This is a genomic window from Collimonas fungivorans (genome assembly GCF_001584145.1).
GTDB lineage: Bacteria > Pseudomonadota > Gammaproteobacteria > Burkholderiales > Burkholderiaceae_D > Collimonas > Collimonas fungivorans.
Genome location: NZ_CP013232.1, coordinates 804073 through 821762 on the forward strand (window position 1 = coordinate 804073; position 17690 = coordinate 821762).

General features: G+C 61.3%; 10 protein-coding genes and 1 pseudogene. 9 read left to right on the forward strand and 2 right to left on the reverse strand.

Annotation, left to right across the window (positions count from 1 at the left end; translation table 11 throughout):
- Positions 1 to 24: 24 nt before the first annotated feature.
- The 5 genes from CFter6_RS03400 to CFter6_RS03420 all read left to right on the forward strand — a co-directional run bounded on the left by CFter6_RS03400 (position 25) and on the right by CFter6_RS03420 (position 7033).
- Positions 25 to 2748, forward strand: a complete 2724-nt coding sequence (locus CFter6_RS03400; RefSeq protein WP_061538729.1) for a TonB-dependent receptor plug domain-containing protein — start codon at positions 25 to 27, stop codon at positions 2746 to 2748.
- 82 nt (positions 2749 to 2830) lie between these two features.
- Complete coding sequence (locus CFter6_RS03405; protein ID WP_061538730.1) at positions 2831 to 4405, forward strand: thioredoxin family protein; 1575 nt, start codon at positions 2831 to 2833, stop codon at positions 4403 to 4405.
- Between the two features lie 91 nt (positions 4406 to 4496).
- Positions 4497 to 5168 (forward strand): glutathione S-transferase, encoded by a 672-nt coding sequence (locus tag CFter6_RS03410; RefSeq protein ID WP_061538731.1) that lies wholly within the window; start codon positions 4497 to 4499, stop codon positions 5166 to 5168.
- A gap of 82 nt (positions 5169 to 5250) precedes the next feature.
- A complete protein-coding gene (locus CFter6_RS03415) occupies positions 5251 to 6789 on the forward strand; it encodes an AMP nucleosidase (protein WP_205631439.1) in 1539 nt (512 codons plus the stop codon).
- A gap of 13 nt (positions 6790 to 6802) precedes the next feature.
- Positions 6803 to 7033, forward strand: coding sequence for a hypothetical protein (locus tag CFter6_RS03420; protein WP_061538733.1), 231 nt, complete (start codon positions 6803 to 6805; stop codon positions 7031 to 7033).
- A gap of 3 nt (positions 7034 to 7036) precedes the next feature.
- Here CFter6_RS03420 and CFter6_RS03425 read toward each other — a convergent pair whose 3' ends face one another.
- Both CFter6_RS03425 and CFter6_RS03430 read right to left on the reverse strand, forming a co-directional pair.
- Complete coding sequence (locus tag CFter6_RS03425; protein ID WP_061538734.1) at positions 7037 to 8245, reverse strand: YbfB/YjiJ family MFS transporter; 1209 nt, start codon at positions 8243 to 8245, stop codon at positions 7037 to 7039.
- Positions 8242 to 9336, reverse strand: a complete 1095-nt coding sequence (locus tag CFter6_RS03430; protein ID WP_061538735.1) for an NAD(P)H-dependent flavin oxidoreductase — start codon at positions 9334 to 9336, stop codon at positions 8242 to 8244. Before CFter6_RS03430 ends, CFter6_RS03425 begins: the two co-directional genes overlap by 4 nt.
- Positions 9337 to 9461: 125 nt before the next feature.
- Between CFter6_RS03430 and CFter6_RS03435 the strand changes: the two genes are divergently transcribed.
- The 4 genes and pseudogenes from CFter6_RS03435 to CFter6_RS03450 all read left to right on the forward strand — a co-directional run bounded on the left by CFter6_RS03435 (position 9462) and on the right by CFter6_RS03450 (position 17583).
- Positions 9462 to 10337 (forward strand): LysR family transcriptional regulator, encoded by an 876-nt coding sequence (locus tag CFter6_RS03435; protein WP_061538736.1) that lies wholly within the window; start codon positions 9462 to 9464, stop codon positions 10335 to 10337.
- Between the two features lie 92 nt (positions 10338 to 10429).
- Positions 10430 to 11152 (forward strand): transposase, encoded by a 723-nt coding sequence (locus CFter6_RS03440; RefSeq protein WP_061538737.1) that lies wholly within the window; start codon positions 10430 to 10432, stop codon positions 11150 to 11152.
- Positions 11153 to 11331: 179 nt separating this feature from the next.
- Positions 11332 to 16019: pseudogene (locus tag CFter6_RS03445) on the forward strand (glutamate synthase-related protein).
- 100 nt (positions 16020 to 16119) lie between these two features.
- Complete coding sequence (locus tag CFter6_RS03450; RefSeq protein ID WP_061538738.1) at positions 16120 to 17583, forward strand: glutamate synthase subunit beta; 1464 nt, start codon at positions 16120 to 16122, stop codon at positions 17581 to 17583.
- Positions 17584 to 17690: the final 107 nt, after the last annotated feature.

The window sequence follows — 17690 nt, forward strand, 5'->3', positions numbered from 1 at the left end:
ATACATGGGAAGGAATGGCACTACATGCACAGATTCAAAAACCTGCAGGCGCAAACCGCGCTGTCTCTGCTGATCGCTTATGCAATACCGAGTTTTTGTCAAACAGCTTATGCCCAGGCCGCGGATGAGAGCGCGGCAGCTAGTGACACCAAAGCAGTGCTGGTAACAGGCTCCCGCATTCCGCGCGCCAGCAAGGAAGGACCGACCAGCGTCACGGTGATTACCGGCGAAGATATCGAGAAGCAAGGCTACCGCAATGTGTTCGATGCCCTCAGTTCGCAGACCCAGAATACCGGCATGACCCAGGGCGCCGACTTCGGCAATACCTTCACGCCGGCAGCGAACACCATCAGCCTGCGCGGGCTGGGGCCGAACCATACGCTGATCCTGCTCAACGGCAGGCGCATCGCCGACTATCCGGTGGCTTATGACGGGTCGGTCAACTTCGTCAACCTGGCCAACATCCCGTCGGCGCTGGTGGACCGCATCGAGATATTGAACAGCGGCGCCTCCGCCATCTACGGCTCGGATGCGATTGCCGGCGTGGTCAATATCATCACCAAAAAACAGGTCAGCGGCATCGATTTCAACATCAAGGCCGGCGGCACCCAGCATGGCGGCGGTTCCAACCAGCGGATCCAGCTCACCGGCGGCGGCAGCAGCGGCAACCTGAGCGGAGTGTTCGGGGTAGAACTGAGCCGCACCCAGCCGGTCTGGAGCCGCCAGCGCGATTTCATGTCGTCGACCTCGTCCGACGGCACTGCGCCGACGCGCATATTGTCGCGCCAGAACGTCGACAGCGGCAAGTACGTCGATCCGGGTGCGACCTGCAGCCAGCTCGGCAACCTGTTCTACGACAGCGTAGTCAGGGTGCAGTCGAAATCCGGCGCGTATTGCGGCAGCGGCAAGGCGCAGCCCGCGTTCTGGACCACCATGACCCAGAACGAAAGCGAAAACCTGTTCGGCAGCCTGAGTTACCAGCTAAGCGCCAAGACCGAAGTGTTCAGCGACCTGATGCTGGGTTTTAACGCCACGCAAAACAATACGCGCGGCCCCAGCTGGACTTCGGAAGCAGTCGGCAACAGTTATTTTTTCAACCAGAACAGCGGCGCCAACGAAAGCTGGTCGCGCCGCATTTCACCGGAAGAAATCGGCGCGGCGACACGCTATAATCGCAAATGGAACGACGTCGCGGCCAACCTGACGGTGGGCATACGCGGCGATATCCCGTCGACCAGCAGCTGGAATTATGAAGCGGCTTACAACATTTCCGCTTACACCAGCCGCAAAACCACGCCTTTGCTGCTCAACAGCGTCGACAGCTTTTTCCTCGGCCCGCGCCTTGGCTACGACGCCGACGGCGTCGCCATCTATGCGCCCGATCCCAGCCGGCTGTCCCGGCCCTTGACCCCGGACCAGTTCAATTCGATCACCGGCGAAGCCATCAGCCGCGACAAATCCTGGACTCAGACCCTGAGCCTGAGCGCCAACGGCGAGCTGTTCAACCTGCCGGCCGGACCGGTGCGGCTGGCGGCGGTGACCGAATTCGGCAGCCAGGGTTTCAGCAACACGCCCGATCCGCAGATCAACCAGGGCGTGTTCTACAACCAGGCAGCCGCCAACGGCGCCAGCGGCTCACGCCAGCGCTATGCCTTGGGAACGGAACTGAATATCCCTATCCTCAAGCAGCTGGTTGCCACCGTCGCCGGACGCTACGACGAATACAGCTTCGCCGGCCGCAACGACGGCAAATTCACCTATAACACCGGGCTCGAATTCCGTCCTGCCAAGACCCTGCTGTTCCGCGGTAACTATGCGACCAGTTTCCGCGCACCCGACATGAACTACATCTACTCGTCGACCACCCGCGGTTATTATTCGTCGACTACCGACTATTACCGCTGCCAGCAGGCAGGTCAGCCTTTGGCCGGCTGCGACTACAACAATTATTCGCCGGGCGCGAACTACATCCAGACCGGCAGCAAGGACCTGAAATCCGAGAACGGCAAATCGTGGAGTTATGGCGCAGTATGGTCGCCAAGCTCGAACTTCGACATATCGGCCGATTTCTGGCGCATCCAGATCGACAACCTGGTGACCAATCTGGATCCGGACACCATCCTGCACAACGAAGCCAACTGCCGCAACGGCGAGCTGGACCCCAATTCGCCGACCTGCGTCGACGCGCTGCGGCGGGTGCAGCGCAATCCGGCCAATGCGATCTTCAATCCGAACGCGATCCAGAACATCCTGGTCAATCCGATCAATGCGGCGCAGGAGCGCACCAGCGGCCTGGATATCAGCGGCAAATGGCGCATCAAGGCGGGCGGCGCCGGCGATTTCCTGCTGAAGGCCAACTACACCAAGGTGCTCAGCCACCACTACAAGCAGTTTTCCAACGATCCTGACACGGATGAGCTGAATTCGCTGACCAATGCCGACTGGGGCTCCAAGGTCAATGCCAGCGTCACCTGGCTGCGCGACAAATGGACCAGCACCGTGCAGGTCACGCGCTACGGCAGCTTGCCCAACGCCGACCAGACCGCGCGCGTTTCGCCGTTCGCACTGGTCAACCTGAGCGCCAGTTACCAGATCAGCCCGCAGGCGTCGATCACGCTGATCGTCAACAATGTGTTCAATTCGGTGAAGCAAGACAACAGCGCCGGTTGGCCGTATTATCCTGTAGGTAATTACAACCCCTATGGCCGCCAGGGCTGGGTGGAATTCAATTACCACTTTGGTTCGTAGCAGATATCTGATGGCTGCAACCGGCTAAGGGTCTGTCCCTAAACCGGTTGCGGTTTTAACTGTTTGTTTATATGAGTACAAGATGAAGACTCTACCCGCTACCGCCGCCATGTTGGCGGCCCTGCTGTGCGCTGCCGCGCCGGGCGTCGCGCTGAGCGCGGCCCAGTCCAGGCCGGGAACGGCAGCGACGGCCGCCGCGGTGGACGGCATCAACTGGTACGACGGCGACGTCGATGCTGCTTTCGCCTTTGCCAAGGCGCATAACAAGCCGCTGTTCCTGTACTGGGGCGCGACCTGGTGCCCGCCCTGCAACCAGGTCAAGGCGACGATTTTCAACCGCCAAGGATTCATCGAGCGCTCGCGGTTTTTTGTGCCGGTGCATATCGACGGCGACAGCGCCGGCGCCCAGAAACTCGGCGAGCGCTTCAAGGTGCGCGGTTATCCGACCATGATCCTGTTCAAGCCCGACGGCACGGAAATCACCCGGCTGCCTGGCGAAGTCGACGCCGACCGTTATCTGCAGACGCTGACGCTCGGCATCAGCGCCAACCGGCCGGTCAAACAAACCTTGCAGGCCGCGCTCGGCGGCGGCAAGCTGAGCGCAGACGAGTGGCGTTTGCTGGCTTATTACTCCTGGGATACCGATGAACAGCAGCTGGTCAGCGGCAAGGAACTGGTGCCTGCCTTGAACAAGCTGGCGGCAGCCTGCCCGCCGGGCGACAGCGCCAATCGCCTGGCCCTGAGCGCGCTGGTGGCGGCCGCGACCAAGGGAGGCGATGCAGCAGCCGGCGTCGACAAAACGGCGGCCGCGGCGCAGCTGACCAAGGCGGTGAGCGATGCCCATACCGCGCGCGAGAATATGGATATCCTGACCAACTACCCGGCTGAGCTGGTGCAGCTGGCGACCGTGCCGAAATCGCCGTCCCGCACCAAGCTGATCGCAGCCTGGAACAGCGCCGTGCAGCGTTTGTCCGGCGACAGCACCTTGTCCAAGACCGATCGCCTGGGAGCGCTGGCGGCGCAAGTGTCGTTGGCCCGCATCGATACGCCGGACGGCGCGCTGGCGTCGGCCTTGCTGAAAGATGTGCGGCAGCGGGTGGCGCAAGCCGATACTGCCACTACCGATGCCTATGAGCGGCAATCGGTGATCAATGCCGGCGCCCATGCTTTGAGCGACGCTGGTTTGCTGGACGATTCCGACAGCTTGCTGAAAGCCGAGCTGAAGCGTTCGCATGCACCTTACTATTTCATGCTGAGCCTGGCGTCGAATGCCAAGAAGCGCGGCGACAAGAGCGGCGCCGTCAACTGGTATGAGCAGGCTTACCAGGCAGCGCAGGGACCGGCGACGCGCCTGCAATGGGGCGTGGCGTATCTGTCGGGCCTGCTGGAACTGGCGCCGCAAGATGAAGGACGCATAGAAAAGGTCGCGCATGGCGTGCTGCAGGAACTGGGCGGCACCCAGAATGCATTCTACGAGCGCAATCGTTCGGTGCTGGAGCGTCTTGGGCAAAAACTCAATGCCTGGAACGGCGACGGCAAGCACCAGGCCGTGCTGGGGCGGCTGCGGCAGCAGCTGGACACAGTGTGCGGCAAGCTGCCGGCAGCCGATGCGCAGCGCGCGACTTGCCAGGGTTTGCTGAGTCCGACGCGGGTTTAGGGAGCGTCAGCAAAAACGGGATCATTGGCGGCAAATCGGTTACGCTAGCGGGATTGCAGTTCTTCCCTCCACCTGACCGGGCTTGCCGACCATGATCATCGTTCACCATCTCAACAATTCCCGTTCGCAGCGCGTGCTGTGGCTGCTCGAAGAGCTGGGGCTGGATTATGAAATCAAGCCCTATCAGCGCGATCCCAAAACCATGTTGGCGCCGCCGTCGCTGAAGGCGGTCCATCCCTTGGGAAAATCGCCGGTCATCACTGACGGCGACAATACGATTGCCGAATCCGGTGCAATCATCGAATACCTGGTGCAGCAATATGGCGATGGCCGCCTGGTGCCGGCTGCGGGCAGCAAGGATCGCCTGCGCTACACCTATTGGCTGCACTATGCCGAAGGATCGGCCATGCCGCCTTTGCTGATGAAACTGATCTTCGGCCGCCTGGGCCGGCCGCCGATGCCGGCCCTACTGCGGCCGTTGGCCCGCTCGATCGCCAACGGCGTGCAGCGCAATTACATCGATCCGCAACTCAAGACGCATCTGGATTTCCTGGAAAGCGAGCTCGGCAAATCGACCTGGTTCGCCGGCGAAGAATTCAGCGCCGCCGACATCCAGATGAGCTTCCCGCTGGAAGCATCGCAATCGCGCGGCGGCCTGGATGCCAGCCGTCCCAGGCTGTTTGCTTTCCTGCAGCGCATTCATGCGCGGCCGGCTTACCAGCGTGCGATCGAAAAGGGCGGCAAATACGATTTGCTCAAGTAAGGCTTAGTTCCCGCTTAGTTCCCATTCCCACGCCAATCCCAGTAGAATTGAACTGTAAGGTCCGGATAAATATGTCCGGACCATGACGCCGGCTAGCCCGGCGTACAGATATCGCTACGGAGATTCAATGTTCCCGACTGAGCAATTCACCGACCCCCATGCCGCCGTCGCCCGCGTGCATGAAATCTACGAGCATCACACCGCTTTGCTGCGCGAAGCTTTCAAGCGCTTTGCCAACGGCGAAGTGATGACCGAGCGGGTGCGCGCCTGTTATCCGTTTGTACGGGTGACGACCGAATTCAACACCCGTGCCGATACCCGCCACTCCTTCGGTTTTGTGTCCGGTCCCGGCGTCTACGAAACTACGCTGACGCGGCCGTCGCTGTATACCAACTACCTGGTCAGCCAGTTCAAGCTGCTGCGCGATAACCATGACGTGCCGCTGGAAATCGGCGTCAGCGACATGCCGATTCCGGTCCACTTCGCCTTCCCGGAAGGCATCCACGTCGAGGGCAATCTCGACCCCGATCATTTGCGCACCTTGCCGGATGTGTTCGACTTGCCGAACCTGGCGACCATGGACGACCGCATCGTCAACGGCACCTTTGAAGAACTGCCGGGCGATCCGCATCCGCTGGCCTTGTTCACTGCGCCGCGCATCGATTATTCGCTGCACCGCCTGAAGCACTATACGGCGACCTCGCCCGACCGTTTCCAGCGCTACGTGCTGTTCACCAACTACGCGTTCTACGTCGACGAATTCATCCGCATGGGACGCGAGCTGATGCAAGCCACCAACGATCCGGAGCAGCGCGCCTACCGTCAGCAATACACGGCCTTCGTCGAACCGGGCGACCTGACCACCTGGAACGCCAACCTCGACGACCTGCCGGCCGACCGCGCCCTCACCGGCGTTGCGCCGGCGCGGCAGCCGCAGATGCCGGCCTACCATCTGCAACGCGCCGATGGTTCCGGCATCACGCTGATCAACATCGGCGTCGGTCCGTCGAACGCCAAGACCATCACCGATCACGTCGCGGTACTGCGTCCGCACGGCTGGATCATGCTGGGCCATTGCGCCGGCCTGTCGACTTCGCAGCGCATGGGCGACTATGTCCTGGCGCATGCTTACGTGCGCGACGACCACGTGCTGGACGACGACCTGCCGCTGTGGGTGCCGGTGCCGGCGCTGGCCGAGGTGCAGCTGGCCTTGCAGGATGCGGTGGCTACGATCACCCAACTGGAAGGCTACGAGCTGAAGCGCATCATGCGCACCGGTACGGTGGCGTCGATCGACGACCGCAACTGGGAGCTGCGCGACCATCGCAAGCCTTTGCTGCGTTTCAATCAAAGCCGGGCGATTGCGCTGGACATGGAAAGCGCGACAGTGGCCGCCAACGGTTTCCGTTTCCGCGTTCCTTACGGCACGTTGCTATGCGTCTCGGACAAGCCGCTGCACGGCGAAATCAAGTTGCCGGGCATGGCCAACCGGTTTTATGAACAGCGCGTCAACCAGCATCTGAAGATCGGCATCAAGGCGCTGGAACTGCTGCGCAACCAGGGCGTCGAGCAGCTGCACAGCCGCAAGCTGCGCAGCTTCAGCGAACCGGCGTTCCGCTGATTTTCTCTGACTAATGGCGACCTTCATCAAGCACCGGAAAATAAAAATCGTGACCCTGGCCGCAGGTGAGGCAATCGCCGATCACTGCAGCGCAGGCGATATCGCGCTGGTGCAGGATGCGGCCGGCTGGTGGACCCACTTTGTCGGCGAGAACGGCGCTATCGACAGCTACGATGCACCGTTCGCCAGTTACAACAAGGCGCTGTGGACGGCCAAGGCGGCCGCCGAATTTTCCTCGGAATAGAAATCAGGCAGCCGCTTTGCGGCTGTATCGGTACATGGCGCCCAGCAAGGCGGCGCCGGCCAGCAGCGCCAGCGCCGCCACGCTCAGCGATGAGCTGAAGTTGCCGCTGCCTTGCACCAGGCGGGTCGCCAGCGGCGGTCCGATGATCTGCCCCACGCCATAAGTTGCAGTCAGCAATCCCATCAGGCTGCGCGCATGGTCGCCGCGCAGGCGGCGGGCGTCGCGCATCGCGAACAAGGTAATCGCGGTGAACGGCAGGCCGAGCAGGATGCTGCCGAGCGCGAAGCCAGCCACGCTGGGAGAGACCAGGCCGATGATGATGCCGCATGCCTGCAGCAGGTAACAGGCGGCCAGCAGCAGGCGGTTGTCCCAGTGTGTCGGCAGCCGGGTCGCCAGCAGCGCGCCGATCGAGACGCAGATGCCGAACAGGGGCCAGAACAAATCCGGCCAGTTCGAACCTGGCAGCGCCTGACGCGCGATCACCGGCAGGAAGGTGGCGGTGATGATGTAGCCGAAGCCGGCCAGCGCATAGGCGATGGTCAGGCCGCGGGTCTGGCGCGCCACCTGGACCGGTTCAAGTCCATGCGTTGCCGGTGACGGCGTGATCGCCGCGGCCGCCGATCCCGAGAAGGTCGACCATACCAGCGCCGTCAATATCAAGGCCAGCAATCCATACAGCAGCCAGCCGTGTTCGGCTCGCCAGTGCTGGCCGATCATGGCGCTGGTCGCCAGCCCGGTGATCAGGATGCCGAGGCCGGGGCCGCAATAAATGATGCCGCCCAGGGCCGGCGCCTGCAGCTGCGCCAGGCGTTGCAGACACCAGCCCGAAGCGAATACAAAGGTGCAGGCGCTGCTGATGCCTGCCAGCGTACGCAGCAACAGCCACAATGCGGGCGACTGCAGCCATCCCATTGCCAGCGTCAGCAGCACCGTGCTGACCAGTCCAAGCTTGATGGCGCGAGTGGCGTCGATCCGCAGCACCATGCACAGCAGGGCGCCGATCAGGTAGCCGATATAGTTGGCGGTCGCCAGCCAGCCGCCGGCAGCCAGGTCGATGACGCCATCGTGCAGCATCATCGGCAACAGCGGCGTGAAGGCGAAGCGGCCGATCCCCATTGCTACCGCCAGCGCCAGCAACCCGGCCAGCGCCACGCGCCATGCGGCGCGCCGCTGGTCTGTCTCTAGTACGCTGGCTTGCAGGTTTTTACTCAAGTTGTTTCTTCCCGAGGCTGATGATTGGCGACCGCTTGCAATTCAGCCGCCAGCGTTGCCACCAGCTGTGCTGCGGGCATGGGCCGCGTCATCGCCACCCCTTGGCCGGCCCACAGCGACATGAATTCCGGACGCCCCTGTCTGGCCGCGGCCTGGCGGATCTCGCCGCTCAGCGCATTCTGGACCGGATAAGCCGGCAGCGCGTTTTCATGCGGCCGCATCTGTTCCATGAAGGCATTGACGATGCCGCGTGCGTACCGGCCCGAGAAACTGCGGGTCATGCGCGTGCTGTCGTCTTTGGCGCCGGCCAGCTGCTCGCGCCAGGCCGGCGCTATGCCCGATTCGGGGCTCGCCAGGAAGGCGGTGCCCAGCTGCGCCGCCTGCGCGCCGAGCAGCAGGGCGGCAGCGATGCCGCGGCCGTCCATGATGCCGCCGGCGGCGATCAGCGGCACTTTGACTGCCGCCGCCACTTGCGGGATCAGGGTCATCAGGCCGATACAGGATTGCTCGATGTCGCCCAGGAAAGTGGCGCGATGGCCGCCGGCTTCGCCGCCCTGGATGCAGATGAAATCGGCGCCGGCCTGTTCCCATGCCAGCGCTTCGGCAACGCTGGTGACCGTACCGATGACCTTGCATCCTTTGCGCTGGAATTGCGCCACCGTGGCGGCGTCGAGTATGCCGAAGGTGAAGCTGACTACCGGTGGCGCCGCTTCCAGAAGGGCGGCCAGCTGGTCCCTGAAGTTTTCGCTGAATTTCTGCGGCGTGACCGCCGGTCCCAGGCCGAGCTCGGTACGGAACGGCAGCAGCAAGGCCTGCGCCACTTCGATTTCCGCGGCGCTGGGCTGGACCTGCTCCAGGATGAACAAGTTGACGTTGAACGGCTGCGACGTCAGGCTGCGGATTTTTTTCACCGCTTCAATGATCGCCGCCGGCGCCAGCAGGGCAGCGGCGAACGAGCCCAGGCCGCCGGCATTGCTGACGGCCGTCGCCAGCTCGATCGGTGAAGCGCCGTTCATCGGCCCTTGCACGATCGGATGACGGATGCCGAGCGCGGCAGTGAATGTTTCGGGATTTTTATTGATGGCAGACATGTTGATATTCCTGATAACTGATAAAGATCGTGTTGCTTACAGCCAGTATGGCTCATGCTACCTTGACAGGAATGTTCTGAAAAATGAATAATAAAAATGTTATCCATCTTTATATGAGATGAATTATGGATTTGTTATCTCTTGAAATCTTCCGCACCGTGGTCCGCGAGGGCGGCATTACCCGTGCCGCCGAGCAACTGCATCGGGTGCAATCGAACGTGACGACCCGCATCCGCCAACTGGAAACATCGCTGGGCGTGTCCCTGTTTTCCCGCAATAACAAGCGCCTGGTGCTGACGCCGGCCGGCGAGACCTTGCTTGGCTACGCTGAACGCCTGCTGAACCTGGCCGGCGAAGCGCGCGAGGCGGTGCAGCCGGCGGTGCCGCAAGGGCGCTTGCGCATCGGTTCGATGGAAAGCACCGCCGCCAGCCGCTTGCCGCTGCCCTTGGCGCGTTTTCACCAGGAGTGGCCGGCGGTGCAGCTGGAACTCAGCACCGGCGCCACCCAGCAACTGATAGACCGGGTCCGCGCATTTACCCTGGATGCTGCCTTGGTCGCGGGGCCGCTGGATGACCCCCTGTTTGAAATGCTGCCCCTGTATGCCGAAGAGCTGGTAGTGCTGGCCGCCCGCAACCATCCGCCGATCACCGGCCCCGACGATGTGCAAAGCCGCACCCTGATCGCCTTCGAACACGGCTGCGCCTATCGCCGCCACGCCGAAAACTGGCTGGCCTCAGGCAGCATCCCCGGCCGCCGCCCCGACCGTATCCTCGAGCTAGGCTCCTACCACGCCATGCTAGCCTGCGTCGCCGCTGGCGCAGGCATTGCCCTGGCCCCTCGCTCCGTACTGGAACTGCACAACAACACCCAAAGCCTGGCCACCTACCCCATAGGCCCCGCAGGCCAAGTCACCACCTACCTGATCCGCCGCCAAGACTACAGCTCCCCAGCCCTCGACGCCCTAAGCCACATCCTGCAAACAGAAGCCGCCAATAATTAGGGTCAGAGTCAAATTGTTTAAGGAGAATTAAATAGGGTCAGAGTCGAATTATTCGATAAAATGCGGGCATCATCAGATCACTTCCTTTTGCCATGGCCCGCCTGCCCAGACTTGTCATTCCCAACCAGCCGCACCACCTGATCCAGCGTGGCGTTGATCGCCAGGCCATCTTCCGCGAGACGGAAGATTACGTGAATTTCCTTGTCCGCCTGCGCGAAGCCGCCAAGCAATACAAGGTGGCTATCCATGCTTATGTGCTGATGACCAACCATGTGCATTTGCTGGCAACGCCTTCCGACGCGGAGGGGCTGGCTCGGATGATGCAATGGGTGGGGCGCTTTTACGTACCTTATTTCAATCAGAAATACGGACGGGTAGGGACTTTGTGGCAAGGACGCTACAGGGCCACGGTGATAGATTCCGAACCCTATTTCATGTTGTGCAGTTGCTACATCGACCAGAATCCGGTGCGTGCCGGCATCACGGCAACAGCCGGCGAGTACCCTTGGTCAAGCTACTTGCACCATGTCGGGATCAAGGCCGACCCCCTTGTGGTGGATCACGCCCTGTATTGGGCATTAGGCAATACTCCCTTCGATCGCGAGGCTGCTTATAAGCAAATGGCAGAGCAAGCACTCACCCCTATCCAGGCGAAGCAGCTGGTGGACGCCACCAACAAGGGCTGGCCGCTGGGCACGGAAAAATTCAAATCAAACCTCGAGAAGCAGGGCAGTCTAAGGGTACGCCCGGCCAGGCGCGGACGCCCCTTCAAGACCCAGTCCGATGTAGCGGATCCGCAGGCCGACGACAAATAAAAAAATGACACGTAGGGCAACAAAACCATCAAATGCACTAAATTGACTCTGTCCCTATTTAATTTTGGTGCAAAAATAGGGCCAATTAATTTGACTCTGACCCTATTTATTGTGATTGAAGTCTGGGAGCGTCTGCACTATTCTTAATATCCTTACTCTCAAAGTGGTGGAGCAACGTTATGCATGCGCAAGGTTTATACGATCCGGCCAATGAACATGATGCCTGTGGCGTCGGTTTTATTGCTCACATCAAAGGCAAGAAGAGCCACTCGGTCATTGAGCAGGGTTTGCTGATCCTGAAGAATCTCGATCATCGGGCGCGGTCGGTGCGGATAAGTTGATGGGTGACGGCGCCGGGATACTGATCCAGGTGCCGGACCAGTTCTATCGCGAAGAGATGGCGAAGCTGGGCGTGATCTTGCCGCCGCCGGGCGAATTTGGCGTGGGAATGGTGTTCTTGCCAAAAGAGAACGCTTCGCGCATCGCTTGCGAACAGGAAATCGAACGTGCGGTGCTGGCTGAAGGCCAGGTCGTGCTGGGCTGGCGCGATGTGCCGGTGGATATCGAGATGCCGATGTCGCCCACCGTGCGCGACAAGGAACCGGTGATCCGCCAGATCTTCATCGGCCGTGGCCCGGACATCATGGTCACCGATGCGCTCGAACGCAAGCTGTACGTGATCCGCAAATCTTCCGGTCACGCGATCCAGGCTTTGAACCTGTTGCACGGCAAGGAATTCTTCGTGCCGTCGATGTCGGCCCGCACCGTGGTCTACAAGGGCTTGCTGCTGGCCGACCAGGTCGGCGTCTATTACAAGGACCTGCAGGATCCGCGCTGCCTGTCGGCACTGGCGCTGGTGCACCAACGCTTCTCTACCAATACTTTCCCGGAATGGCCGCTGGCCCATCCGTACCGCCTGCTGGCGCACAACGGCGAGATCAATACCGTCAAAGGCAACTTCAACTGGATGCGCGCGCGCGAAGGCGTGATGAAATCGCATGTGCTGGGCGACGACCTGCAGAAGTTGTTCCCGCTGATCTATGAAGGCCAGTCCGACACCGCCTGTTTCGATAATGCGCTGGAACTGTTGCTGATGGCCGGTTATCCGATCGCCCAGGCGATGATGATGATGATCCCGGAAGCCTGGGAAAACCACGCCACCATGGATGACAACCGCCGCGCCTTCTACGAATACCACGCCGCGATGATGGAACCATGGGATGGCCCGGCCGCGATGGCGTTCACCGACGGCCGCCATATCGGCGGCACGCTGGACCGCAACGGCCTGCGTCCGGCGCGCTACATCGTCACCGACGACGATTTCGTGGTGATGGCGTCCGAGTCCGGCGTATTGCCGATTCCGGAATCGAAGATCATCCAGAAATGGCGTCTGCAGCCAGGCAAGATGTTCCTGATCGACCTCGACGCCGGCCGCATCATCGACGACAAGGAATTGAAAGACACTTTCGCCAACGCCAAGCCATACAAGCAGTGGATCGAATCGGTGCGCGTCAAGCTCGACGAGCTGAAAGCGGAACCGTCCGAATCCGGTTCGACCATCCCGCTGCTGGACCGCCAGCAGCTGTTCGGCTACACCCAGGAAGACATCAAGTTCCTGATGTCGCCGATGGCGGCTGCCGCCGAAGAAGCGATCGGCTCGATGGGCAACGACTCGCCGCTGGCGGTCATGTCCAACAAGAACAAGACCCTTTACCACTACTTCAAGCAGCTGTTCGCGCAAGTCACCAACCCGCCTATCGATCCGATCCGCGAAGCGATGGTGATGTCGCTGGTGTCCTTCATCGGACCCAAGCCGAACATGCTGGACACTAACAACATCAACCCGCCGATGCGGCTGGAAGTGACGCAGCCGATCCTGAACTACGACGATATTGCCAAGCTGCGCAATATCGGCGCGCACACCGGCGGCAAGTTCAAGTCGTACGAACTGAACATCTGCTATCCGGTAGCCTGGGGCAAGGAAGGCATCGAAGCGCGCCTGGCGTCCCTGTGCGCCAAGGCGGTCGACGCCGTCAAGTCGGGCCACAACATCCTGATCGTTTCCGACCGCAAGGTCGATGCCGAGCAGGTGGCGATCCCGGCGCTGCTGGCTACTTCGGCAATCCACCAGCATCTGGTGAGCAAGGGCCTGCGCACCTCGACCGGCCTGGTGGTCGAAACCGGTTCGGCGCGCGAGACGCATCATTTCGCACTGCTGGCGGGTTATGGCGCGGAAGCAATCCATCCCTACCTGGCGATGGATACGCTGACCGAACTGGCGCACGGCTTGCCGGGCGCGCTGTCGCCGGAAAAAGCGATCTACAACTTCCAGAAGGCGATCGGCAAGGGCTTGCTGAAAGTCATGTCGAAGATGGGCATTTCGACCTACATGTCGTATTGCGGCGCGCAGATTTTCGAAGCGATCGGTCTCAACAAGAGCATGACTCAGAAGTATTTCAAGGGCACCGCATCGAACGTCGAAGGCATAGGCGTGTTTGAAGTGGCGGAAGAAGCCTTGCGCCTGCATCGCGCTGCCTTCAGCGACGATCCGGTGCTGGCCAACGCGCTCGACGCCGGCGGCGAATACGCATTCCGTATCCGCGGCGAAGAGCACATGTGGACGCCGGATGCGATCGCCAAGCTGCAGCACTCGACCCGCGCCAACAACTTCAACAGCTATAAAGAATACGCGCAGCTGATCAACGACCAGTCCAAGCGCCACATGACGCTGCGCGGCCTGTTCGAATTCAAGGTCGATCCGAGCAAGGCGATTCCATTGGACGAGGTCGAACCGGCCAAGGAAATCGTCAAGCGCTTTGCTACCGGCGCGATGTCGCTCGGTTCGATTTCGACCGAAGCGCACGCCACGCTGGCGGTGGCGATGAACCGCATCGGCGGCAAGTCGAACACCGGCGAAGGCGGCGAGGACGAGAACCGCTATCGCCAGGAATTGAAAGGCATCCCGATCAAGCAGGGCGAAACCCTGGCGTCGGTGATCGGCAAGGACCGCATCGAAGTCGACATCCCGTTGCAGGCCGGCGATTCGCTGCGTTCGCGCATCAAGCAGGTGGCGTCCGGCCGTTTCGGCGTCACCGCGGAATACCTGATTTCCGCCGACCAGATCCAGATCAAGATGGCGCAGGGCGCGAAACCGGGCGAGGGCGGCCAGCTGCCAGGCCACAAGGTGTCCGAGTACATCGCCAAGCTGCGTTTCTCGGTGCCTGGCGTCGGCCTGATTTCACCGCCGCCGCACCATGACATCTACTCGATCGAAGACCTGGCGCAGCTGATCCATGACCTGAAAAACGTCAATCCGCGCGCTTCGATTTCGGTCAAGCTGGTATCCGAAGTCGGCGTCGGCACCGTGGCCGCCGGTGTGGCCAAGGCCAAGTCGGATCACGTGGTGATCGCCGGCCATGACGGCGGCACCGGCGCTTCGCCTTTGTCGTCGATCAAGCATGCCGGCTCGCCTTGGGAACTGGGCCTGGCGGAAACCCAGCAGACGCTGGTGCTGAACGGCTTGCGCAACCGCATCCGGGTGCAGGCCGACGGCCAGATGAAGACCGGCCGCGACGTCGTGATCGGCGCTTTGCTGGGAGCGGATGAATTCGGTTTTGCCACCGCGCCGCTGGTGGTCGAAGGCTGCATCATGATGCGCAAATGCCACCTGAACACCTGCCCGGTCGGCGTCGCCACGCAAGATCCGGTGCTGCGCGCCAAGTTCTCCGGCAAGCCGGAACATGTGGTCAACTTCTTCTTCTTCATTGCCGAAGAAGTGCGCCAGATCATGGCGTCGCTGGGCATCCGCAGTTTCAATGAACTGATCGGCCGCGCCGACCTGCTGGACAAATCGCGGGCGATCACGCACTGGAAGGCGCAGGGCCTGGATTTCAGCCGCATTTTCTACCAGCCTGTATTGCCTGAAGGCGGCGTGTATTACCACACCGAAGAACAAGACCACGGCCTCGACCGCGCGCTCGATCACAAGCTGATTGCGCAAGCCAAGGCCGCGCTGGACAAGGGCGAGCGCGTCTCGTTCATCTCGCCGATCAAGAACCTGAACCGCACCGTCGGCGCCATGCTGTCGGGCGAAGTCGCAAAAAAATACGGTCACGAAGGCCTGCCCGACGACACCATCCACATCCAGCTGCAGGGCACAGCAGGCCAGTCGGCAGGCGCGTTCCTGGCGCATGGCGTGACGCTGGACCTGGTTGGCGAGGGTAATGACTACGTCGGCAAGGGTTTGTCGGGCGGCCGCATCATCGTCCGTCCGAACACCGAGTTCCGCGGCCGCGCAGTCGACAATATCATCGCCGGCAATACGGTGTTGTATGGCGCGATTGCTGGCGAGGCTTTCCTCAACGGCGTCGCCGGCGAGCGCTTCGCGGTGCGCAACTCTGGCGCGATTGCAGTGGTGGAAGGCACCGGCGACCATGGCTGCGAATACATGACCGGCGGTACGGTAGTCGTGCTGGGTGAAACCGGCCGCAACTTCGGCGCCGGCATGTCTGGCGGCCTGGCTTATGCCTACGATCCGGACGGCACGTTTGCGGCGCAATGCAATATGTCGATGGTGACGCTGGAGCAGGTGCTGAGCCAGGGCGAGCAGGAAGCCACGATCGACAAGGCGATCTGGCACAGCACCGTGCGCGGCGGCGAAGTGCAGGCCGACGAGGCGATCCTGAAGGGGCTGATCGAACGCCACTTCAAGTACACCGGCAGCACCCGCGCCCGCAACCTGCTGGACAACTGGGTTGCCTCGCGCAGCAAATTCGTCAAGGTGTTCCCGACCGAGTACAAGCGGGCGCTGGGCGAGTTGAATGCGGTGCGCAGCACCACGCCAGCCAAGGAAAAAGTCGCCGCGTAATCGACAGATTGCGTAACCGTCAGCCAAGTAACGATAAGGATCGCCGCCGGTCTGGAATGCCAGATCGTGGTGGGTCCTGTAGCTAAAATGTGAGTGAAAAATGGGAAAAGTAACAGGATTTATGGAATTCCAGCGGGTCGGGGAAACGTATGAAGCTCCGGTGGCGCGCAAGAAGCATTACAAGGAATTCATCCTCAGCCTGAGCAACGACGAAGCCAAGACCCAAGGCGCGCGCTGCATGGATTGCGGCATTCCGTTCTGTAATAACGGCTGCCCGGTCAACAACATCATCCCCGACTGGAACGACCTGGTGTATCGCGGCGCGTATCACGAAGCGCTGGAAACCCTGCATTCGACCAACAACTTCCCGGAATTTACCGGCCGCATCTGCCCGGCGCCATGCGAAAGCGCCTGCACCCTGGGCATCAACAGCGACCCGGTCGGCATCAAGTCGATCGAGCATTTCATTGTCGACAAGGGCTGGGAAAACGGCTGGATCGTGCCGCAGCCGCCGCTGGTGAAGACCGGCAAGAAAGTCGCGGTGGTCGGTTCCGGTCCTGCCGGCCTGGCGGCGGCGCAGCAGCTGGCGCGCATCGGCCATGACGTCACCGTATTTGAAAAGAGCGACCGGGTCGGTGGCCTGCTGCGTTACGGCATCCCCGATTTCAAGATGGAAAAATCCCATATCGACCGCCGCGTCGAGCAGATGGAAGCCGAAGGCGTGACCTTCCGCACCGGCGTGCTGGTCGGCAAGGATTTTCCGGCCAATGTCAATAACTGGGCCAAGAAGACGGTTTCACCGGAAGAACTGAAAGCCGAGTTCGACGCCGTGGTGATTGCCGGCGGCGCCGAGCAGCCGCGCGATTTGCCAGTGCCGGGGCGTGAGCTGAAGGGCGTGCATTTCGCCATGGATTTCCTGCCGCAGCAAAACAAGATCAACGCCGGCGACAAGGTCAAGGAGCAGATCCTGGCCGGCGGCAAGCATGTGGTGGTGATCGGCGGCGGCGATACCGGCTCCGACTGCGTCGGCACTTCCAACCGCCAGGGCGCGGTATCGATCCAGCAGTTCGAGCTGATGCCGCAACCGCCGGAACTGGAAAACAAGCCGCTGGTATGGCCTTACTGGCCGACCAAGCTGCGCACCTCGTCGTCGCACGAAGAAGGCTGCGACCGCGACTGGGCGGTGGCCACCAAGCGGCTGGAAGGCAAGAACGGCAAGGTCGAGAAACTGATCGCTGCCCGCGTCGAGTGGAAGGACGGCAAGATGCAGGAAGTGCCGGATTCGGAATTCGAAATGAAGGCCGACCTGGTGTTCCTGGCGATGGGTTTTGTCTCGCCTGTGGCGCAAGTGCTGGAGGCATTCGGCGTCGACAAGGATGCGCGCGGCAACGCCAAGGCCACTACCGATGGCGACGGCTGCTACAAGACTTCGGCCGACAAGGTGTTCGCCGCCGGTGACATGCGGCGCGGCCAGTCGCTGGTGGTGTGGGCTATCCGCGAAGGCCGCCAGTGCGCGCGGGCAGTCGATGAATACCTGATGGGAGCATCGGTTTTGCCGCGGTAATACTATTTAGTCTTTTTGCTGTTATTAAAGAAAGAGCATGTCAGTGGCAACACCGGCGTGCTCTTTTTTCTGCTGTGCATGTTTTGTTCATGCTTCCAGGCAATAGT